The 22,425-nt window shown below is 41.2% G+C and carries 18 protein-coding genes and 1 pseudogene; 9 read left to right on the top strand and 10 right to left on the bottom strand.

Annotated features, from left to right (window positions below; translation table 11 throughout):
- The first annotated feature begins 8 nt into the window (after window positions 1-8).
- Complete coding sequence (locus CIK86_RS14605; protein ID WP_011329469.1) at window positions 9-1,784, top strand: ABC transporter transmembrane domain-containing protein; 1,776 nt, start codon at window positions 9-11, stop codon at window positions 1,782-1,784.
- A 12-nt stretch (window positions 1,785-1,796) separates the two neighbouring features.
- Here the strand turns inward: CIK86_RS14605 and CIK86_RS14600 are convergent, their stop codons facing one another.
- Complete coding sequence (locus CIK86_RS14600) at window positions 1,797-2,426, bottom strand: OmpA family protein (RefSeq protein WP_086998935.1); 630 nt, start codon at window positions 2,424-2,426, stop codon at window positions 1,797-1,799.
- Between the two features lie 186 nt (window positions 2,427-2,612).
- Here CIK86_RS14600 and chrA point away from each other — a divergent pair, with 186 nt between their 5' ends.
- On the top strand, window positions 2,613-3,764 hold the full coding sequence (chrA, locus tag CIK86_RS14595; protein ID WP_086998933.1) for a chromate efflux transporter: 1,152 nt from the start codon (window positions 2,613-2,615) through the stop codon (window positions 3,762-3,764).
- On the opposite strand, the gene CIK86_RS14590 is transcribed toward chrA, so the two are convergent.
- The 3 genes from CIK86_RS14590 to speA all read right to left on the bottom strand — a co-directional run bounded on the left by CIK86_RS14590 (window position 3,730) and on the right by speA (window position 8,037).
- The gene (locus CIK86_RS14590; protein ID WP_011329472.1) at window positions 3,730-4,983 is read right to left on the bottom strand and encodes a mechanosensitive ion channel family protein; all 1,254 of its coding nucleotides are present in this window, start codon (window positions 4,981-4,983) and stop codon (window positions 3,730-3,732) included. The two genes, chrA and CIK86_RS14590, sit on opposite strands and share 35 nt — an antisense overlap.
- Window positions 4,984-5,210: 227 nt before the next feature.
- Window positions 5,211-6,083, bottom strand: a complete 873-nt coding sequence (locus CIK86_RS14585; RefSeq protein WP_011329473.1) for an acyltransferase — start codon at window positions 6,081-6,083, stop codon at window positions 5,211-5,213.
- A gap of 73 nt (window positions 6,084-6,156) precedes the next feature.
- Window positions 6,157-8,037 carry a biosynthetic arginine decarboxylase gene (speA, locus tag CIK86_RS14580; protein ID WP_011329474.1) on the bottom strand — a complete coding sequence of 627 codons (1,881 nt, stop codon included), beginning with the start codon at window positions 8,035-8,037 and terminating at the stop codon, window positions 6,157-6,159.
- Window positions 8,038-8,237: 200 nt separating this feature from the next.
- Between speA and speE the strand changes: the two genes are divergently transcribed.
- Both speE and CIK86_RS14570 read left to right on the top strand, forming a co-directional pair.
- Window positions 8,238-9,101, top strand: coding sequence for a polyamine aminopropyltransferase (speE, locus tag CIK86_RS14575; protein ID WP_011329475.1), 864 nt, complete (start codon window positions 8,238-8,240; stop codon window positions 9,099-9,101).
- A 179-nt stretch (window positions 9,102-9,280) separates the two neighbouring features.
- On the top strand, window positions 9,281-11,323 hold the full coding sequence (locus CIK86_RS14570) for a glycoside hydrolase family 97 protein (RefSeq protein WP_086998930.1): 2,043 nt from the start codon (window positions 9,281-9,283) through the stop codon (window positions 11,321-11,323).
- Window positions 11,324-11,395: 72 nt separating this feature from the next.
- Here CIK86_RS14570 and envZ read toward each other — a convergent pair whose 3' ends face one another.
- Window positions 11,396-12,697, bottom strand: coding sequence for a two-component system sensor histidine kinase EnvZ (gene envZ, locus CIK86_RS14565; protein ID WP_086998926.1), 1,302 nt, complete (start codon window positions 12,695-12,697; stop codon window positions 11,396-11,398).
- A 5-nt stretch (window positions 12,698-12,702) separates the two neighbouring features.
- Entirely contained in the window at window positions 12,703-13,422 is a 720-nt protein-coding gene (gene ompR, locus CIK86_RS14560) for a two-component system response regulator OmpR (protein WP_011329478.1), read from the bottom strand.
- A 193-nt stretch (window positions 13,423-13,615) separates the two neighbouring features.
- Here ompR and greB point away from each other — a divergent pair, with 193 nt between their 5' ends.
- The 4 genes from greB to CIK86_RS14540 all read left to right on the top strand — a co-directional run bounded on the left by greB (window position 13,616) and on the right by CIK86_RS14540 (window position 17,651).
- Entirely contained in the window at window positions 13,616-14,095 is a 480-nt protein-coding gene (gene greB, locus CIK86_RS14555; RefSeq protein WP_086998969.1) for a transcription elongation factor GreB, read from the top strand.
- A 118-nt stretch (window positions 14,096-14,213) separates the two neighbouring features.
- A complete protein-coding gene (locus CIK86_RS14550; protein WP_011329480.1) occupies window positions 14,214-14,525 on the top strand; it encodes a hypothetical protein in 312 nt (103 codons plus the stop codon).
- A gap of 50 nt (window positions 14,526-14,575) precedes the next feature.
- Window positions 14,576-15,157: a CBS domain-containing protein gene (locus CIK86_RS14545; protein ID WP_086998923.1), complete on the top strand. Its 582-nt coding sequence runs from the start codon at window positions 14,576-14,578 to the stop codon at window positions 15,155-15,157.
- A gap of 169 nt (window positions 15,158-15,326) precedes the next feature.
- The gene (locus CIK86_RS14540; protein WP_086998920.1) at window positions 15,327-17,651 is read left to right on the top strand and encodes a Tex family protein; all 2,325 of its coding nucleotides are present in this window, start codon (window positions 15,327-15,329) and stop codon (window positions 17,649-17,651) included.
- A 313-nt stretch (window positions 17,652-17,964) separates the two neighbouring features.
- Here CIK86_RS14540 and CIK86_RS14535 read toward each other — a convergent pair whose 3' ends face one another.
- The 3 genes from CIK86_RS14535 to bioH form a co-directional block, all read right to left on the bottom strand.
- Entirely contained in the window at window positions 17,965-18,831 is an 867-nt protein-coding gene (locus CIK86_RS14535) for a putative metalloprotease CJM1_0395 family protein (RefSeq protein WP_086998917.1), read from the bottom strand.
- A 5-nt stretch (window positions 18,832-18,836) separates the two neighbouring features.
- A complete protein-coding gene (locus tag CIK86_RS14530; protein ID WP_011329484.1) occupies window positions 18,837-19,145 on the bottom strand; it encodes a hypothetical protein in 309 nt (102 codons plus the stop codon).
- Window positions 19,146-19,235: 90 nt separating this feature from the next.
- On the bottom strand, window positions 19,236-19,973 hold the full coding sequence (gene bioH, locus CIK86_RS14525) for a pimeloyl-ACP methyl ester esterase BioH (protein ID WP_011329485.1): 738 nt from the start codon (window positions 19,971-19,973) through the stop codon (window positions 19,236-19,238).
- Window positions 19,974-20,047: 74 nt separating this feature from the next.
- On the opposite strand from bioH, the gene CIK86_RS14520 reads away from it, so the two are divergent.
- Complete coding sequence (locus CIK86_RS14520; RefSeq protein ID WP_086998914.1) at window positions 20,048-20,725, top strand: ComF family protein; 678 nt, start codon at window positions 20,048-20,050, stop codon at window positions 20,723-20,725.
- A gap of 11 nt (window positions 20,726-20,736) precedes the next feature.
- Here CIK86_RS14520 and CIK86_RS14515 read toward each other — a convergent pair.
- Window positions 20,737-22,353 (bottom strand): annotated as a pseudogene (locus tag CIK86_RS14515) (peptidase M14); the annotation flags it as partial.
- Between the last annotated feature and the right edge of the window lie 72 nt (window positions 22,354-22,425).

Here is a 22,425-nt window from a genome sequence, read left to right as displayed (position 1 = left end):
AACCCACTATGTCTCAAGCCCCTGCTGCAGAAAAAGCCGCGTTTAGTAGTTTATTACCTGTTTTTGCGTTTATTAAACCGTATAAACTGATGGTTATTGCCGCTCTTATTGCTCTTTTAGTGACGGCGGGGGTTAATTTATCATTAGGCCAAGGCGTTAAATTTGTTATTGACCATGGTTTTATAGCAGGATCTCAAGCACAGTTGCAACAAGCAGTACTGGTACTTATAGGCTTAATTAGTTTATTAGCGGTGGGCACCTTTAGTCGTTTTTATTTAATGTCGTGGATTGGTGAACGTGTCAGTAACGATATTCGTAAAGCGGTGTTTAACCGTATTGTTACTTTGCACCCAAGTTATTTTGAAGAAAACCGCAGTGGCGAATTAATGTCGCGGTTAACCACCGACACCACTTTGCTGCAATCTATTATTGGCTCTTCTTTTTCAATGGCGCTACGCAGTGCATTAATGCTAGTGGGTGGTTTAGCCATGCTGCTGTTTACCAATTTAAAACTGACCTTAGTGGTCGTTGCTTGTGTACCTTTAGTACTGGTGCCCATGATGGTATTTGGCCGCAAAGTGAGAAAGTTAGCCAGTAGCAGCCAAAGTGCTATTGCCGATATAAGTACTTACGCCGGTGAGATCATTCAAAATATTAAAGTAGTGCAAAGCTATAGCCACGAACAGCGAGAGCAGCAAGCTTTTGCTCTGGAGGTCGAAAAAGCCTTTAACGTCGCTAAAAGCCGTATAAAACAACGCTCGTTTTTAATTGCCGCCGTTATATTTTTAACCTTTAGTGCCATCAGCGCTATGTTATGGGTTGGCGGCAGCGATGTACTAGCCGGCACTATGACTGGAGGTGAGCTAGGTGCCTTTGTGTTTTACGCTATTATGGTGGCCATGTCGGTTGCAACTGTGGCAGAAGTTTATGGTGAGCTGCAGCGCGCAGCAGGTGCTGCTGCAAGGCTACTAGAATTACTCGCTGTAAAAAGCGAAATTGAAAACCCTATTTCCCCACAAGACGAAAAGCTCCTAAGTAGCACTAACCACTCTGCCATTACACTTGAAAGCATTAGCTTTAATTACCCATCTCGTCCCGATGTAAGCGCACTTAATAATGTGAGTTTAAACATACAGCAAGGGCAAACAGTGGCAATTGTGGGTCCTTCTGGTGCAGGGAAAACCACCTTATTTGAATTACTACAACGCTTTTACGATCCTGCTAGCGGTGCTATTAAGTTTCGTGATGTAAATATTAAAGATTTATCACTCAATACGCTGCGTAATAAAATGGGCATGGTGGCACAAAACCCTATTTTATTTAGCTCAGATGTAATGCATAACATTCGCTACGGCAATCCAGATGCTACCGACGAGCAGGTTTATGCGGCGGCTAAACATGCCCATGCTGATGAGTTTATTCAACAGCTACCACAAGGCTATAACAGCTTTTTAGGGGAACAAGGAGTGAGACTATCGGGCGGTCAAAAGCAACGCATTGTACTCGCGCGAGCAATTTTAAAAGACCCTGAAATACTATTACTCGATGAAGCCACCAGCGCACTCGATGCACAAAGCGAGCACCATGTACAAGCCGCACTTGAGCACTTAATGCAAAACCGAACAACGTTGATCATTGCGCATCGTCTGGCAACGGTAAAACATGCAGATATGATTGTGGTAATGGAACACGGAGAAATAATAGCAACAGGGAGCCATCAGCAATTACTGCAAAGCTCCCCGTTGTACCAGCGCTTATGTGAACTACAGTTCAATAAAGACTAGATTTTTATGTGCTTATTGCGTGTTAGGCACTATTTGAATTTCTACACGACGATTTTGTGCACGGCCATTTGCGCTATCGTTTGATGAAATTGGACGTGTTTCACCATAACCTGTAGTGCTAATTCGTTCAGCCATAATTTGCTGATTAACTAAATAGCTTTTAACACTTTGAGCGCGTTGCTGTGAAAGGCTCATATTATAGCTATCTTTACCTGTGCTATCGGTATGCCCTTCTACGCTTAAATAAGTTTTTTCGTATTTGTTCATCACTTTAGCAATCGCACTTAGCGTATTGTGAAAGCCCGACGAAATATACGACTGATCGGTTGCAAAGGTAATATTTGACGGCATAACTAAACGTAAGTTATCGCCTTCACGTACCACTTCAACACCAGAACCCGCTAACTCGTCACGAAAAGCGGTTTCTTGTTTGTCCATGTAATCGCCTACTGCAGCACCAGCTAATGCACCAATTGCAGCACCAATAAAGATACGTTTATCTTTATGATTACCAGTAGCCTTACCTAATACACCACCAGCTGCAGCACCAATTGCCGCTCCTTTACCTGTGTTATTCATTTCACAACCGCTAAGTAATACAGCAACTACCGTTACGCTTAAAAGTGATTTAGTTAAAGTCATGCTATGTCCTATCTATTTAGTATTTTGCGCTATTATGCAAATATATGAATGAACAAGCCATGAAGAATCTATTATAATTAGCGTTTTATGCTGTATAACAACTAAAATTCTATCGATAGCTGAGTTCATAAATATGTCATACTACTGGATGATAATTTTATAATTTATAACGAGGATTGGGGCGTAATGTTAATTGCTATTTTTAGACAGTTTTTTTTACTTGGCTGCATGAGTTTTGGTGGCCCTGCTGCTCACTTAGGCTATTTTAAGCGCCATTTTGTCGATACCCTAAATTGGCTCACTAACACCCGTTATGCACAGCTTATAAGCTTAAGCCAAGCCTTGCCTGGGCCTGGTTCTAGCCAAGTTAGTTTTGCCATTGGGGTAGAGCGCGCGGGTGTACTTGGTGGCATTGCTGCCTTTATTGGTTTTACCCTACCATCATTTTTAATTATGTTGCTATTGGCTATAAGTGCGCATCAGTTTGATGCTGTTTATTTTGCCATTATTGCTGGGTTAAAACTGTTTGCTGTGGTTATTGTCGCCGATGCCACATTAAGTATGGCAAAAAGCTTTTGCACTAGCGCAGCCCTAAAGCTATTAGCCGTACTAAGCACGTTAGCCTTAATACTTTTTCCTCTGCTGGGCACACAAATAGCTATTTTAATTACCGCGGCTGCTGTGGGTGCAATATGGCCATTATTAAAATTAAATCCTGAACCCGCACAGCAAAGTAAGTCAAAAAGTAATATAAATTGGCTCGCTTTAGGGTTATTTACACTGCTGCTAGCGCTCAGTTTCATTCCTTTGACTACTGAATTAGCTTTGTTTGCCCCCTTTTATCAAGCAGGTGCCATGGTGTTTGGTGGTGGCCATGTAGTATTACCTGTATTGCAAGCAAGCGTACCTGCACTAAGCAGCGATCAGTTTTTGAGCGCCTATGCAAGCGCGCAAGCTGTGCCTGGGCCTATGTTTACCATTGCTACTTACTTAGGTGCACAACTAAGTACCGAACAACCTTTATTAGGCGCTATCATAGCCACGGTACTTATATTTATGCCCGGATTTTTACTCATACTTGCGTTTCAAAAAAGTTGGTTAAACTTAGCCAACAAGCCTCGCTTTGCCAGTGTTATTGCCGCACTTAATGCCTCTGTAGTGGGGTTTTTAGCCGCGGCGCTGTATTCACCTATTTGGACATCGGCGGTGCACAATTTTTGGCACATTGCGCTAGTTATTGCAGCATTCGCTTGGCTAAGATTAAAAAAGCCACCTATTTGGTGGCTGTTAATACTCTTTATTGCTACGGGGTTGGCTCAGTATTATTGGGCACTTTAATTTTAGGTTTTTCGCTTGTAGGCACGGCTGTGGGTGGGCTAAATTGGCCACTCACACTTTGATACGGACGCAGGCCAAAAATAGGTAACACAGCCAATAAATGATCCATTATTTCGGCTTGTAAATGCTCATACGATATCCAACGTTTATCGCTACTAAAGCAATAAAACTCAATCGGTAAGCCGTGGTTTGTCGGCTGTAACTCACGCACTAGCAAGGTCAGTGAAGTATTGATTTTTTTATGTTGCTTTAGGTAACCTTCGGCATAACGGCGAAACAAACCTAAATTAGACACAGGATCAGGCAATGAAGACGTACGAATGTAGTCGGCCAAAGGTATAGCCGCTTCTATTTGCTGGCGAAAATCATCTTCAACTAAAAAAATACTATTCATATCAATATTAAGCGAGCGCTTCATGCGCCTCCCGGCAGACTCTTGCATACTACGCCAGTTTTTAAATGAACCTGCTACTAACATGTAAGTAGGAATAGTCGTTACAGTATTATCCCAGTTACGCACTCTTACTGTGTTTAACCCTAAATCAATTACTTCTCCGTCGGCCCCATAATTATCTACCTGGATCCAGTCGCCATACGTAACGAGTCTATTGGCTGCAATTTGAATGCTTGCGACAAACCCCAATATGGTGTCTTTAAATACTAATAAAGTGACGGCGGCAATAGCACCAAAACCCGAGAGAATATAAGTAGGTGATTTTTCTAGCACTATACTAACAATTAAAATAACACTGACAATAAAGGTAATTAATTTAACAACCTGAATTAATCCCTGAATGGGTACTTCGCGGGCAAAATCTAATTGATTATAAATAGCGCCCGCAATACTCACTATGCTACTAAAAATAAAGCCCGCATAAATAATGAGCAGCGCTTGGCCTAAGGTTTTTAAAATTTCCTCTGCAATCTCATTCACCGGGTACACACTATCAAATGTGGCTAGAAACAATGCACAGCAAAGTAAGCAAGCTATGCGCTTATTGAGCTTGTTTAGCATAGGTGCAAGTAAGCCAATGCGTTCAGGTGAGATTTTAGTAACAATTTTTTGGATCGCAGGAAACATTAAGCGACGAGTAAATAAGTACACAAATAATAATGAAAATATACCAATGGCGACGGCAGTAATAGTGCTTAGAAAAAAAGCGTCGGGCACTTTTTCAAACCAAGGCGCTATTAACTTCTGTAAGTGGGTATCGGTCATGGTATTTTTATTTCCTTGCGGGAGTTAGGTTTAAAATTACAGTGCTAGCTAGAGTAAAAAGCGCCATTGCAGCATAACCAATTATAGTAACTACAGCGGGTAATACCCGCTGTAAAATTAACAGAGCCAAGCAAAGTGACATTAAAAAACACTACCTAAGTTAATCTGTATTGATCGTGAATAGCTAAGTGTTTTTAGCGTAACTGTAGGCTCATATTTTTATGCATTTATTTTTGTTCAAGGTTTATTAATGTTTGGTTTTTTTCTTTCCATAACCGATTAAGCTCACTTTGAAAGCGCACTCTAAAGTCGGGATCGTTAGTGTAGTCACCAATTAGCTCGTCACTGACCGGTCTTACTTCAACATGTACGTTTATATTTTTTACTTTACCGCTGGCAAAATCCATAAAGGTCGGAATGCCCTCAGGATAATGAATAGTCACATTAACTACTTTAGTAATTTGCTCTCCCATAGCTTGCATTACAAAGGCAACGCCTCCTGCTTTGGGTTTTAACAAATGTGGAAAAGGGCTGTTTTGGCGAGCGTGCTTTTGCTTCGTATAGCGCGTACCTTCTACAAAATTAACCACACTTACTGGCATTTCTTTAAATTTTTCGCAGGCCTTACGCGTGGTTTCTAAATCTTTACCGCGTAATTTAGGGTTCTTTTTAAGCTGACTTTTACTCGTACGAGTCATGAACGGAAAATCAAGCGCCCACCAGCACAAACCTAATATAGGCACGTAAATAAGCTCTTTTTTCAAAAAGAAATTTAAAAAGGGTATTTTGCGATTTAATACGCGTTGCAATACTAAAATATCAACCCAGCTTTGATGATTAGCTATAACTAAATACCAATCTTTTAGCTTTATATCTTCAAGCCCAGTAACGTTAATTTTAGTTGGCGTAAATAATTTTTGATTTAAGCTGTTAAAGGTAACCCAAATAGTGGCAAATTGTTTGGCGGCCCAACTCATTAACTTTTGTAGCGGCTTAATTGGTATAAGCTTAATAACACCACAAATAAAAATTGGCACAAACCAAATAAGAGTATTTATAAAGTACAACAAAATACTAAATACACTGCGGATAACTGACATTGTTTCTATTCCTTTAAATAGCGCGCAGCAGCTAATTACTGCGCTTTTTATACTTAATTAATAATGGCTGAGGTTAGTCCTCAAAATAGGTATAGCCTTCTAGTCCCGCATTAAGCTCTGCTAAATAGCCTGCTTTACATGGCTCAGACACATCGAGCTTATTAATTTGCTCTGCAAAGTTGTCTGCTAAAATGGCGCTATCATAGTCAACACACTTTAATACATCCTTAACGCTGTCACCTTTAATGGCGTTAGTAAGTACATAACCATCATCGTTTAACTCCACATGCACTGAGTCGGTGTCGCCAAATAGGTTGTGTAAGTCACCTAAAATTTCTTGATAAGCGCCAACCATAAACATTGCAATATGATACTGCTGCCCTTGTGTATATTCAGGTATAGGTAAGCTTGTTTCTATACCTGCACCTTCTACATATTCGCGAATTTGCCCATCAGAATCACACGTTATATCTTGAATAATAGCGCGCTGGGTAAGCGGTTGAGTGAGGTTTTCAATAGGCATTACTGGGAACAATTGGCCAATTCCCCATATATCTGGCAACGATTGAAATAGTGAAAAATTAACAAATAATTTATCAGCTAATTTTTCGTTTAAATCATCGAGTACTTCGCGATGCGCACGCACATTATTGCTCAAAGATGAGCGCACCCGATGTAAAATAGTAAAGTAAAGTTGCTCTATTTTCGCCCACTCTAGCATGCTCACTAAACCGTGTACGTACTGATCGTGTGCTTCGCTAAATAAGTGCATTGCGTCGTGATAAATTTCCAGCGCCATACGCGGGCTTAAACGCTGTAAACATTGCCACATTTCATCTAATACCAGTGTACTGTTTTGCGCAGGCGCCTCTGGGTTTAAGTGATTAGGCGCTTTTTCAACGTCAATTACATCGGTAATTAATACCGCGTGGTGCGCGGTTAACGCACGCCCTGATTCAGTAATAATGGCCGGATGAGTTAATTGATGTTGGTCACACACCTCAGAAAACGCATTTACTACGTTACGGGCATATTCTGCAACGGTATAGTTCATTGAACACGCACTACGTGAACCCGAACCTTCGTAATCAACCCCTAACCCACCGCCTACATCAACGGTATTAAGTGGTACACCTAACTGAGTAAGTTCAGCAAAATGGCGTGCACATTCACGCAAAGCGCGGTGAATATCGCGAATATTGGCTATTTGAGAGCCAATATGAAAATGCACCATTTGCATTAAGTGCAATTTATTATGTTTTTTTAACACTTCAACAGCGCTAAGCACTTGCCCTGCCGTTAAACCAAATTTACCTTTTTCGCCACCGGTGTTTTGCCATTTACCTTTGCCCACTGAGTTTAGGCGAATACGAATACCAATAGCCGGTTCAATGCCTAAATTATCAATTTCTTCCAGTAAGGTGGTTAACTCCGAGAGCTTCTCTACCACTATTTTAACTTTGTGACCCATAGCCTGACCAATACAGGCTAAGCGTAAAAACTCACTGTCTTTATAGCCATTACACACAATAGTAATGGGCTCTTTTGCCACCCCTAAAATAGCCATTAGCTCTGGTTTAGAGCCAGCTTCAAGGCCAACCAGCCCGCTAGGGTGAGCTAAAAGTTTACTCACTACAGAACGCTGCTGATTTACTTTGATTGGATAAACGCAGGTATATTCGCCTTGATACTCACGATTTGCTCGTGCTTGAGTAAAGGCATTGGTAAGCGTATCTACCCGGTTTTGTAATATATCGGTAAAGCGCACCAATACTGGTAAGGTTAAACCCTGTTGTTTAAATTGTTCGGTTAATTGCGTTAAAGAAATTGCGGCCTTTGCTTGGTCGCCATCTGGGTAGGCCACCAACTCGCCTTGTGCGTTAATATCAAAATAGCCTTCACTCCAATGTGCAACATTATAAGTGGCACGTGCTGTTTCTAAACCCCAAGTCATGGCAACTCTTCTTTAATCAATTAAATACAATGACGCATTTTAATACGTCGCTATCCTCTAGGCTAACAAAAATTGAACTTTCCCTCATTCCTAACTAACTTTATTGGTTAAATCAGTTAAAATGTCATTGAGCAAAACGTCAAGCACTGGCAAAATTGCCCCCTTTTTCATCCTCAACTTAAAAAAGTGTAATAGTAACTATGGCAAATTTAGATCAAAGTAAGTGGTTTACTGAAATTAGCGACCGCGATGGCAGCGCATTTTCATTACGTATTAACAAAAAGTTAGATGAAAAACAGTCTCCTTTTCAAAAAGTAGAAATGTTCGAAACCACCGACTTTGGTAATTTAATGATCATCGACGGTTGCACTATGGTAAGTAGCCGCGAAAACTTTTTTTATCATGAGATGATCAGCCACCCTGCACTTTTAGCGCACCCAGCACCTAAAAATGTAGTTATTATTGGCGGCGGCGACTGCGGTACCTTACGCGAAGTGTTAAAGCACCCTGGTGTAGAGAGCGTTACGCAAATAGATATAGACGAAGTAGTAACGCAAATGTCGTTAAAATACTTCCCAGAGCTGTGTGAATCTAACAACGATCCTCGTGCAACAGTTATGTTTGACGACGGCATTAAATACATGCGCGAAGCCGCAAGCGAATCAATCGATGTTGTTATTGTTGATGGCACCGACCCAGTAGGCCCAGGTGAAGGTTTATTTAATCATGCATTTTACACTAGCTGCTTAAACGCACTTCGCCCAGGTGGCATTTTAGTACAACAAAGCGAATCACCGCTTATGCATATGCCGTTATTAGTTGAAATGCGCGAAGCTATGCTAACGGTAGGTTTTAACGACTTACAAACACTGCCATTCCCGCAACCTATATACCCAAGTGGTTTATGGTCAGTAACTTTAGCGCGTAAATCTGCAGCCTTTAATGGCTTTAGAGAAGATGCAGCAGCCGATATTGCAAAGAACAGCGAATACTACAACAACGGCATTCATCACGGTGCATTAGCTACGCCAAACTTTATGCAACGCGCTTTTGATAAAAAATAATCTCGCAATCTAAGCAATACTAAATTAAGGGCTCAACAGAGCCCTTTTTTATTACTTAGCGTACAAGCAACCTCACTGCTCACTTTTTATCACCCTGAATACGTATGCAACCTGTCGTATTCACCACCCTCTCGCTTTATGCTTGATAGCCAAACACGTCGCTAACCCAAGGAACTATTATGCGCACATTGGCACTGCTACTCATGGCTTTTTCAAGTATCACGGTTGCTCAAACAGCTACCGTACAATCGCCTGACGGTAATATAAAAATAATCATCTCAGACGAGCAGAGTACACCTAGTTATTCTATTAGTTTTAAAAATAAAACAGTCATTAATAATTCTGCTCTCGGGTTTGAATTTAAACAACATGCACCGTTTAGTAACAGCTTTAAAATAACCAAAGTTCAACAACAAAGTACCAACACTCAGTGGCAACAACCTTGGGGCGAGCGACAAACGGTTGTAGATCAGCATAACGAGGTAACTGTAACCTTTGCTAAGCCACAACCTCAAGGCGGTACTTATAGCGTGCGCTTTAAAGCGTTTGATAGTGGCGTGGGTTTTAGATACGAAGTACCAAAACAAGCAGGCCTTAACAATATTGAAATAACCAAAGAGCTTACCGAGTTTGCTGTTAATAACAGCCACACAGCTACAGCTTGGTGGATCCCTGCCCGCGGCTGGAATCGCTACGAATATGTATATAATACCACCCCATTAAACGATGCCGCATTGGTACATACGCCATTTACCTTTAAAAACCAAGATGGTGTGCATATTAGTATTCATGAAGCCGCCCTTGTTGATTACGCCGCCATGGTACTTAATCAACGCCGCCCTGGGGTTTTTCAAGCCGATTTAACGCCATGGTCGAGCGGTGTTGCCGTTAAAAAACAGGGCGCGTTTAATACCCCATGGCGCACTATTCAAATTGGCGAAAAAGCCGTTGATTTAGTTAACTCAGATATCATTTTAAATCTAAATGAGCCGAATAAACTCGGTGACGTGTCGTGGGTAAAACCAGGTAAATACATAGGTATTTGGTGGGGTATGCATATAAACACACACACTTGGGGCAGCGGCGACAAGCACGGCGCTACTACAAAAAACACCAAATACTACATGGACTTTGCCGCCAAATATGGTTTTGATGGCGTATTAGTTGAAGGCTGGAACACAGGCTGGGATGGCGACTGGTTTTTTAATGGTGATGTGTTTAGCTTTACTCAGCCCTACGATGATTTTGATATAGCAGCGCTAACAAAATATTCTAAGCAAACAGGCGTGCAACTCATTGGCCATCACGAAACATCCGGCAACGTCAGTAACTATCGCAAGCAAATGGCAGATGCCTTTGCATTGTATGAAAAATCTAACGTTAGCCAAGTTAAAACCGGTTACGTAGCCGATGGCGGAAACATTAAGCGCATTGACAAAAACGGCATAGCTCGCCATGAGTGGCACGACGGCCAATTTATGGTTAACGAGTACTTACATAACGTTAAGCTAGCTGCTAAACATAAAATAAGTATTAACACCCACGAGCCGATTAAAGATACCGGACTGCGCCGTACTTATCCAAACTGGATCACTCGAGAAGGCGCACGCGGACAAGAGTTTAACGCATGGGGTACTCCTCCTAATCCACCCGAGCACATTGCTATGCTGGCATTTACCCGCATGCTTGCTGGGCCTATGGATTTTACTCCTGGTATTTTCGATTTAAGTTTTAACGGTTTAGGCGCTAATACTAATCGCCCGCAAACTACGCTGGCTAAACAACTAGCATTGTATGTTGTATTGTATAGTCCGATTCAAATGGCGGCCGACCTACCTAAAAATTATTTAGCTAAACCCGATGCATTTCAATTTATTCAAGACGTACCGACCGACTGGCAACAAAGCATTGCCCTTGATGGTGCAGTAGGTGACTTTATTGTATTTGCGCGAAAAGAGCGAAAGCGCGACAAATATACCGGCAACGACTGGTATTTAGGCGCAGTGACTGACGAGCAAGCGCGTACTATTGAGATTAGTTTAGACTTTTTAGATAACGGCAAACAGTTTGAGGCACATATTTATAAAGATGGTAAGAATGCCGAATGGAAAAATAATCCGTACGATTTAACTATCGAAAAACGCCTTGTTACTGCAAGCGATAAATTAACGCTTAAGCTGGCCACCAGTGGCGGTACGGCTATTCGTTTTAAAGCACTTTAATCGCTTACTGCGTATTTATAATTTTGGCCAGCACAACTTAATACCAACCCGCTGCAGTAAAGTGGGTTGGTATTATACTTTAATTGGTAAGTAAATTTGTGCACTTAACCCGCCCTCAGGCCGGTTAGATAATTTAACTTTACCGTCATGCATATCTATAATGCGTTTAATAATAGCCAGCCCTAAACCGCTGCCCTCGCTACCACGTGCTGTATCGCCTTGCTTAAACGGCTCAAATACCGACTCCAGTTCACCCTCTGGTATACCCGGGCCACTATCGTTTACCGCAATAACAACATACTTTTTATTGCTATTAAAATAGCAGAGCACTTCAATATCACCTTCTGAGTAACGCAGCGCATTTTCAATCATATTGGTTATTACACGCTTAATTGCCACTGCACTAATAGGTATATTGCCAATACTAGGATTACCTTTAAAGGTAATTACTCGCTGGTGTTTAAGCTCAGTGTGCACTACCTCTGCCACTAACGCGTTAATGTCCTCACAGCTTAGCTCTTCACGTTTGTGATGGCGTAAATATTCAATGAACTGATCGATAATGCCGTTCATGTCTTCAATATCGTAAATAATGCCTTCACGCAAATAGTCATCTTCATCTGCCATCATTTCGGTGGCTAAACGAATGCGGGTTAGTGGAGTGCGTAAATCATGAGACACCCCTGCCATTAACAGCCGACGATCATTTTCAAGCGCAGCAATACCCCGCGACATTTGATTAAATGCCCGTGTTACAGCAATAACTTCACTCGATCCTTGTTCGGCTAACTTAGTACTAAAATCGCCTTTACCTACCTTAACCGCCGCTTGTTGCAATGCTTTTAGCGGCCTATTTAAGTGCCTAGCAAATAACCAACCACCTAATACACTTAAAAAACCAATACTTGATAAGTAAAAGGTTAAAAACTCGAGGTTATTTTCTTTAAACCCACTAAGCGGCACTTTTACCCAATAACCTAATGCTTGCGGGGCTTCTACCCAGTATATGAGTGGATCGGTTTGGCTAATACGCACCCGCGCAGAGCCATTTAGCTGCTCAGACATACTACGCGATAATACCGAATATTCGCGACTTTGCCCCAAACCACTGCGCATTGCTTCATGCTGAGTCATGACTTCAATACCGGTAATTTCAAAAAACTTATCCGATACTTCATTGGTTACTTCAACACCATCTTCCCAGTCAATAAATACGGTTTTAATTTGCTTAGCCAGCATTAAATTAACTTGCTCAATGGTAGGTTTTACTACGTATAAGCTCACCGTTACGTAAGATACTATTTGATTTATTAACAGCAAAGCCGCCACTAAAAAAACGGTTTGCCCAAATGCACTACGCGGAAATAGTCCCATATAAATTACTTTTCACCATCGGGAACAAATACATACCCTAAGCCCCAAACGGTTTGAATATAACGTGGGCTGGCGGCATCTAACTCAATCATGCGGCGAAGTCGCGACACTTGCACATCAATACTGCGCTCCAGTGCGCTGTAATCTCGCCCGCGCGCTAGGTTCATCAATTTATCACGGCTCAGCGGCTCACGTGGATGCAAGACCAGCGCTTTAAGCACTGCAAATTCGCCACTGGTTAAGGAAATTGTTTTATCGCCTTCGCTCATTTCGCGAGTGGCTAAATTAAGCGAAAATCGCCCAAATTCAATCAAGTTTTCTTCTGCAGCAGGTGCGCCCGGCACTTCTTTGGCACGGCGTCGTAAAATAGCTTTTATTCGCGCTAACAGCTCTCGTGGATTAAATGGTTTTGGAATGTAGTCGTCTGCTCCCAATTCAAGGCCAATAATACGGTCAACCTCATCACCTTTAGCGGTAAGCATAACAATTGGAATGTCGTTTTCTTTTTGGCGTAAACGACGACAAATAGACAAACCATCTTCACCCGGCAGCATTAAATCGAGCACCATTAAATGAAAGTTTTCACGTTCGATAAGCCGATCCATTTGCTCTGAATTACCCGCTGTTCTTACAATAAAGCCTTGCTCTACTAAATAGCGCTCCAGTAAGCTGCGTAAACGCATGTCATCATCTACAACCAATACTTTTGTCGTTTCGTGTCCCATTGTGTTTCTTATTTTTATAATCTATTACCCATTAATATAAATGAAAAAACCTGTAAGCAACAATTTATTAGCCGCTTAGATTGTTACTGAACATTTCAAACTCATTTGTGCGCGTGTTTTATTAATAATACACTCGACAAGTTTGGGTTATTTTAATACCTTGCTCTGTATGAGTATTAAAAAAGAACATGGCGTGAAAACAAACTTAATTACCCGCGAAGGCTACTTACAATTACAACAAGAACATACCCATTTATGGAATGTAAAACGCCCTGAAGTCACCAAAATAGTAAGCTGGGCGGCCAGCCTAGGAGATAGATCTGAAAATGCAGATTATCAATATAATAAACGGCTTCTACGGCAAATAGACCGCCGTGTGCGCTACTTACGTAAGCGCATACCCGACTTAAAAATTATTGATTATTCGCCTGTGCAAGATGGCAAAGTGTTTTTTGGTGCTTGGGTTGAAATTGAAAATGAGCAAGGCGAGACTAAAAAGTTTAAAATTGTCGGTCCCGATGAAATTTACGAGCGTAAAGACTATATTTCGATTGATTCACCAATGGCGCGAGCGTTGTTAAAAAAACAAGTAGATGACGAGTTTGACGTTATCACCCCTCAAGGCAAAAAACAGTGGTACGTAAATAGCATTAGCTATCAAAAAAATAGTTAAGCTGCTTTGATTCAGATCATATTAACTTTTTATTGTGTAACTTAATGCAATGAGCTATAACTGATTTAACTCAAGTTACACAATTTTAATTTGAGACTCGTTAATTAAGGTCGTATTTATGTCAAACATAGTATCGCGCATATTAAGTAATGCCGTATTGTTTGCACTCTTCATGAGTGTAAGTTTGACCTTGCATGCTAGCCCTAAAAACACACAACTAGACTCAAGTATAGTTACTCCCCACTTTATTGCTTGTGACACTCCTGATCAAACAAATCCCGACATAGACTTTGATTCTCATGCCTATGTTATTAGCCTTAGGGTACTGCAACCACTCCCTAAAGCACCCTACTCTTATTACCAGAGTACTATTTTAGACAAACCTTTTAGCTGCGCGCATCAGCGAGGCCCACCTAGCTATTTAATTTAATAACTTACTTTTCAAACTATTAAATTTTATAACTAAATAAGGTGACTAATATGTCTAACTTTAAAGAACTTCGTATTCAAGATATTTCTCATGGCGTTATTGCTAACACGTTTGCTGTTGAACAACCGCTTATTGATTTAACCTCTCCTGCTATTAAAATGATTAATAACTTTACGAATAAAATACCAGTGCGTGCATCATTCGATACAACCATTGAGCAAGCGCTAAAACAACTTAGTGTGCAACCTTCAAACTTTATTTTAGTCACCGACGAGCAGCATAAGCTAATAGGCATTGTTTCGAGTGCAGACTTACAAAGCTCAAAAACAATGATAATAGCCCAGCGTATAGGCTTGCCGCGCAGCGAAGTTAACTTACACCACTTAATGACCCCGTTAACTAATTTACTCGGTGTAAGCATGCAAAGCTTAAGCTACGCATGTATTGGCGATGCACTACAAACAATGGAGCACCGTGGCGCTATGTTTTTATTAGTGACTACTGCTAATAATGAAATATGTGGCTTAATTTCAGCTCGCGAAATTGCCAAAACACTGCAAATACCTGTGCACATAACCCCTATTGCTAACTCATTTAGTGAAGTACTAGAGAGCGTAGATCACCCCCATTAAAGCGCTTTACAACAATTAAAGTTATCGCTTTGATTGTTACATCTTAAAGCAAGCAAAATAGCTTGCTTTAAGACCTTTTTATTACCCTCCCCTGTGATATTATTCAAGCAATTGACCCGCCAGTTAAGTTAATTTAACTGGTCTTATTTTTGTTTTATAAGGTTTTTGCATGAGCGATATCTCTGCACGTTTAGCCAGTGAGTTAAACGCACAACAGCAACAAGTTGTTGCAGCAACAAAGTTACTTGATGAAGGCGCAACGGTTCCTTTTATTGCCCGTTACAGAAAAGAAGTAACCGGCGGACTAGACGACACGCAACTGCGGTTGTTAGAGCAAAGGTTGTCGTATTTACGAGAGCTTGAAGAGCGCCGTAGCTTTATTTTATCAACTATAGAGTCACAAAAAAAACTAACTGCAGCGCTAAGCGCCGATATTAATGCTGCACAAAGTAAAACTGAGCTTGAAGATTTATACCTGCCTTATAAAGCAAAGCGTCGTACCAAAGGGCAAATAGCAATAGAGGCGGGATTAGAGCCGCTTGCCAATGCACTATTTAATGATGCCAACCTAGATCCAGAGCAGCAAGCTGAGCAGTTTGTAAGTGCCGATAAAGGCATAGCTGATACAAAATCAGCCCTTGAAGGTGCTAAGTTTATTTTAATGGAGCGTTTTGCCGAAGACGCCAAGTTACTCGCGAAGTTCAGAAGCTACATTAGTCAAAATGGGGTTATTGAAAGCAGCTTAATTAAAGGCCAAGAACAAGCTGGCGCTAAATATCGTGACTACTTTGAGCATCAAGAGGCTCTTAAAAAAGTACCTTCGCACCGTGCGCTTGCTATGCTTAGAGCCCGTAATGAAGGCATTTTACAGCTTAATATTAATCCTGAACCAAGCTCAGAAAATTCAGCGCAACTTTGTGCTCAAATGATAGCTGATCATTATCGCTTAGATATTAAAAACCAAGCAGCTAGCAGCTGGCTATTAACTGTGGTGCAATGGGCGTGGAAAATTAAACTAGGCTTACACTTAGAAAATGAATTTTTAGCGGCTATGCGCGAAAAAGCCGAAACCGGTGCAATTGATGTATTTGCTAAAAACTTAAAAGACCTACTCATGGCCGCACCAGCTGGCCCGCGTACTACTCTAGGGCTCGATCCTGGTCTACGTACCGGTTGTAAAATTGCGATTGTAGATAGCACTGGCAAACTTTTAACCACACAAACTATTTTCCCACATGCGCCACAAAATCACTGGGAAAAATCTGTACGCACCTTAGAGTTACTTTGTCGTCAACATAAGGTTGAGCTTATTGCGATTGGTAATGGCACCGCGTCTCGCGAGTCTGATAAGTTAATTGCTGAACTAATGAAAGCTAATGCCGAGCTTAAACTTAATAAAATTATGGTTAGCGAAGCGGGTGCATCGGTCTATTCTGCCTCAGAACTTGCTGCTAATGAATTTCCTAATTTAGACGTTTCTCTAAGAGGCGCGGTTTCTATTGCCCGTCGTTTACAAGACCCTCTAGCTGAGCTGGTTAAAATTGAGCCTAAAGCCATAGGTGTAGGTCAATATCAGCACGATGTATCGCAAAGCCAATTAGGGCAAAGCCTGATCTCAGTAGTAGAAGACTGTGTAAACTCTGTAGGCGTAGATTTAAATATGGCCTCGGTGCCATTACTAACCCGCGTTTCTGGTTTAAACAAAACCTTAGCGCAAAATATTGTTAACTACCGCAATGCTAATGGTTCGTTTGCAAAACGCAGTGAGCTTAAAAAAGTAGAGCGTTTAGGGCCAAAAGCGTTTGAACAAGCCGCAGGGTTTTTACGTATTAACAACGGCAGCGATCCGCTAGATAACTCATCTGTTCACCCTGAGGCTTACCCTGTTGTTAAGCGTATTTGTGAGCACAATAGCATTGATGTAAATAGCTTAATGGGTAACAGCGACTTTTTAAATAAGTTAGCCGCTAACGACTACATTGACGATAAATTTGGTTTACCTACCGTTACCGATATTATTAGCGAGCTTGATAAGCCTGGGCGCGATCCTCGCCCTGAGTTTAAAACTGCTGAATTTAAAGCCGGCGTAGAAAAAATAAGCGATCTAAAACCAGGAATGATTTTAGAAGGTGTTGTATCTAACGTTGCTAATTTTGGTGCTTTTGTTGATGTAGGTGTACATCAAGATGGTTTAGTACATATTTCATCAATTACTAATAAGTTTATCTCTGATCCGCGTGAAGTTGTTAAAGCCGGTGACATTGTAAAAGTTAAAGTAGTTGAAGTTGATGCCGCACGTAAACGCATTAGCTTTACCATGCGCCTAGATGACGACATTGATACCACTAATAAGCCAGCAGCTCCTGCTGCGCAAAAGCCACGCGCTAACAACAACTCACAGCCAAGAGCTGCTAAGCCAAAGCGTGATAATGGTAATGCGCTAATGGGCAATGCGTTTGCTGATGCATTTGCTAACGCTAAACTGAAAAAGTAATACTTATATAGCTCCGAATAAATCTAGCTAAAAATAAAAAAACCGCGTTAGCGGTTTTTTTATTTGGGTATTTTGATAAGAGCTTTAAGCTCAGTATTGCTTAAGCTACATAACTAACCTGATCTCCGGATAATAAACCTATCTCAAGCAGCTATTTTCAGCGCTAACTGCGTTGAATTTACTTGCAATAGGCCAGCTATTGACGCGTAAACTCGCCTTATTTTCACTGAAAATCTCTGGCTAGAGAAAATAAAGTTAAATATAATTATAAATTCAATACGTTAGTAAATCTCTTAACCAGAGTTCAGGTTAACTATATTTGCGCTGAAAAACCGCTGTTGCTTTCGGGCGATGTCGCCATTTGATAAAAATTAGCAATGCGCCCAGCGCGTGCTTCAACTTGTGTATCGCGAGTTTGCTCTGCACTTTTTGCTATTTTTTCTTCACTGCTATCATTACTTGAAAGTGAAGCGGCTGCTTTACTTGTTGTTTTTTCGTCTTCATTACTTTTTGGGCTTGCAAGTTCAGCCTGTGCGGTGGCTATTTTTTGCGTGGCATCGGCAGCAATTGCTCTATCTGCACCCGATGGTTGAGCTGGGGCAAGTGCTGCTGCACGTACTGTTTGCATTTTTTCTATGGTTGCTTGTGGATCGCCACTTATAGCCCCCACATCTATTTGCACTTCGCCACCCACAGCGTAATTAGTGCCATCTGGGCCACGCTGATACTCATAACTAGGCGAGCCCGCATGTTGCCCACCCACTGCTGCATGCGCTTGTTCGTGCACACGTACTTCGGTATCACGCGCTTTAAGCTCTTTAATTTGTAGTGCTTGTTGCGCTAACTGCTGCTCTTCTTTGGCTGCTTCTTGTTCTGTTGTTTGGTTTTTTTCTTGCTCGTTTTCTTGCTCAGCATTATCTGAATTGCCTGAACTTTCGTCACGTGCCTCAACAGACTTTTCACCGGCCAGTTTTCCTTTCGCGTCGTAAGTAGCTGGGTCACTGTTACCCGGTAATTTAGCTTTTTCGGCATCACTTTGGGCTTTATTTTCGGTGCTACTAGCCGTACTTGATGCTGGCGGGGGAATAACTTCTCGCAACTGATTATCACGCCGTGCAGTTTCGGTATAAACATTTGCGGTGTTTATATTAATAGACGGGAATGGCGTGACAATATTCATAATATTTAAACGTTTATATCAATTAATGTGCCGAGCACATCATCGGCAGTTTGAATCGATTGCGTATTCGCTTTAGCGTTAAACTCTTCAACTTTTAAGTTTACCAAAGCTTCATCAATACGGGCAGGTTTTGCTACTGGCGCAGTAACCGCTTCTTCTGAGCGAGCAGCCGTAAGTTGGCGCTGCTGTGCTAGTTGCGCATCGTCTTGTTGTTCAATACTGGCACGGTTAATTTCTGCGCTGGCTCTTTCAATTCCTTGGCTAGCTCGGTTAAACCCTTCTAGGCCACTATTAAATGCAGATCCTATTGGCATATTAAATCTCCATTAAAATAAATATTGTTTAATTATCGCTCAACTAATGCGCAAAATAAAGCTTTAACCTGCGCTATTCGTCGCTCTATTTTAAAGCATTGATTTAACGGCAGATATAAATTCATTTTTATGAGAAATAAAAGGAGCATGTGACGCTTTATCTAATACTTCATACTCAAACTCAGTATTAAGTGCTGCCATTTGGGCAATTGCTCTATAAGGAACAAGTGCATCTAAACGACCAAATATAGCGCTTATAGGCACAGGGCAATGAGTAAATAGCGCTCGTAAATCTTCATTTTGTAAAATATCTAAACCCGCAGTCAAAGCCTCATTTTCAGGGGCTTTATATTGATTTAGCAATTGTTTAAGTTGTTTTACGTCATCACGAGCCGATTCGCTGCCCATTGCCTGAATAGCTAAAAATCGTTCTATGGTTTTTTCACCATGATTAACAAGCTGCTCTTTAAATTGCGTTAAAACCTGTGCTTTTATACCCGGCCACGGCGCTTGCTCTGCAAAAAAGGGGCTAGCAGCAACAAGTATCACTTTAGCTACTTTTTCGGGCCAATGTTTAGCAATATATAGTGCAAATAACCCACCTAAAGACCAACCCATTAAAATAGAGTGTGGTTTTAACTGCTCACTTAAAAGTGCTGCAGCGCTGTGTAAGGTATAAGGGTTTGGGCATGTTTTACTACTACCGTAGCCAGGTAAATCAATACTGCGTACGTTGTTATTATGAATAAATGCTAGCTCTGGCTGCACTAATTGCCATACACCTTTGTTCATACCCCAACCATGTAGTAACACTAATTCATTTTGCATATTTGCCAAACCTTAACCAAACTGAAGTTTATAATAACGTTTAACTAGGCGATTGTAATGAGTATATTTACCCAATGAAGCACGCATTTATAAATTGGCTGTTTGAGTCGCATTGCGTACTTTGCCAAGGCCCAGTCCCAGCCGCGCTCGGCTTGTGTGAGTATTGCTTAGAAGATTTACCATTATTTGATTTAAGCGAGCAAAAAAACTTGCTATATCGCCCTGATATTATTGAAATGTTTCCTAACTGCGAATTTGATAAGTTATTTTCCTGTGCGTTTTACCAGCCCCCTTTTGAGCAATGGCTGAAGCAACTTAAGTTTAAGAATCAAATACATTATAAAAATGCATTACAACAAGTTATTACTAAACAATTGAGTACTTTTTTTACTCCTGATTACCCGCTGCCCGATACCTTTATTATATTACCACTGCATAAAAGTCGATTTTTTCAGCGCGGTTTTAATCAAGTAACACAAGTATGGCAACCGTGTTTATCATCTTTTAATTTACTTAGTGATTCGCTGTTACGTAATAAAAAAACGCACGCACAATCTAAGCTAACTAAAGCTAAGCGGGTTAAAAATTTAAAAGACGCATTTATATGTACTGCAGATATGAGTGGTAAAACGGTGGCAATTGTTGATGATATTATGACCACAGGCGCTACACTTAATGCAGCCACCCAGGCTTTAAAACAGGCAGGCGCTAAACAAGTGTGGGCTTTTACCACTTGCTTAACGCCTATTTAAAATTTTAATAGTTAGTCGCCACTTACCCGAAACGTGTGGCCAAAAAACAATGCGTTACTAAGTAACCTACTCGTACCGTACCAATAACCTCTAAACACCGGATCGTCGGTCATACCAATTACTGCTCCACGCCCGTAAGAGTGCGCAATTAAGCCTGCTGCGCCGGCAACTTGAGTAACATTTACAGCATCGGTAAAGCCCGCAAGTAATGGCTGCTCAGTATAGGTAAGCACATTAACAAACGGTGCCTCTGAGGTCTCCAGCAACCAAGTGCTATTTTTAAATACAGGTAGCGTATTACGTGGTAATGAAAAGGTAAGTGGGTGAGTTAAATCTACATGGGTATTAAAAATAGCGCCTGCAATACGCTGACGCCCAGCTAAATGCTCTTTATCAGCATAGTTTAAACCGTCGGTTTTAAACGCACTGGCTACTTCTTTGCGAGACAAGTAGCTGGCTTTTAATAGTTGCTGATCCGCTAAAAATTTAGCACCGCCTTTGTGACCCCAAATAACACCGCCTTTTCTAACCCAACCTTTTATGGCCACTTTATCAGCGTCAGATAAACCACTGTAGTTACCATGAGCCAGCACAATATGGCTGTAATTACTTAGCTCAATTGAGCCCAAACGCTCTAGCTCAACAATGGTTGGAGCAACACCTACAAAACGGTCTAGGTAGTACCACACTTCTCCAGCTTCATATTGGCTTACCCCTTTACCGCCTAACAGCAGCACTTTGGGAGCGCTAAGCACCGCCATTGAGCGTGACCCTAAATCGGCACCTTTACTGGTTAATCCTGACGTTATTGGCTTAATAGCAATGCCAAACTCATTTTGCGCCTGATTAAGCTGTGCTATCCAATCACTATTTGTTTGTAACCCTGCAGGAATAATAATACTCCCCGCTGCAAAATTTACTTCTTCGCTGTTTACTGACTTAGCCGTTAATGAATTTAATGCAACACGGGCTTTTACCCCTTGCTGCAGTAAACTATTGAGCATTTTTGGCGCCAAGGTATCATCCCACGAAAAGCCAAATGCATACCCTTCATTAAGTTGTGCAAAGCGCGGTGTAGCGGCTTGTTGCCATGCGTTATCAGCAACTTTTAATCCCCAACTACTGGTTACTTTAGCAAAGGGTAAATTAAATGCATGCGCTAGTGTCCAGCCAGATACATCGTAAAAAGTGTTATCGGCAAAGTTTTTTTGTTCGCTAAAAATAGCTTTAACTAAACGGTATTGTGGCTGTGCTAAAGGCACAAAATAGCTATTGCTAGAATAAGTTTCACCACCTGCTTTTAGCTCTTTTGTTAAAGGGTAAGCGTTAATTTGGTGCTGTTGCAGTATGCTTAAAAAGTCGTTAACTCGGGTGTTATCGGCTGCACCTGCAACTACATAACCTTGAAAGCTTTCATCGGCTGCTAAATCTATCGCCTGGTTATAAAACTTAGCTTGGTAATCGAGTAAGGCTTGGCGGTTGTCTATCGCGGCTTTAAATGTTGATAAACTAGTAAGCAGCTGGTTTTTAATAGTAAAAGCAAAGCTGAGAGGCCCATTTACGGTCTCTTGAATATGCCCGCGCGAACTGGCTTGTTCAAATAAAATACCTACGCCACCATTTACGTCTCCTAAATTCGGATAATAAGTGCAATTTCTCAGATTAGATGGCCAGCTGTTATAATTCGGCCATTTTCTCGC

Source organism: Pseudoalteromonas sp. JB197 (assembly GCF_002332205.1).
In the GTDB taxonomy this organism is placed as follows: domain Bacteria; phylum Pseudomonadota; class Gammaproteobacteria; order Enterobacterales; family Alteromonadaceae; genus Pseudoalteromonas; species Pseudoalteromonas nigrifaciens.
The sequence above is the reverse complement of the archived record's forward strand: the minus strand, read 5'-3'. Positions and strand labels throughout refer to the sequence as shown.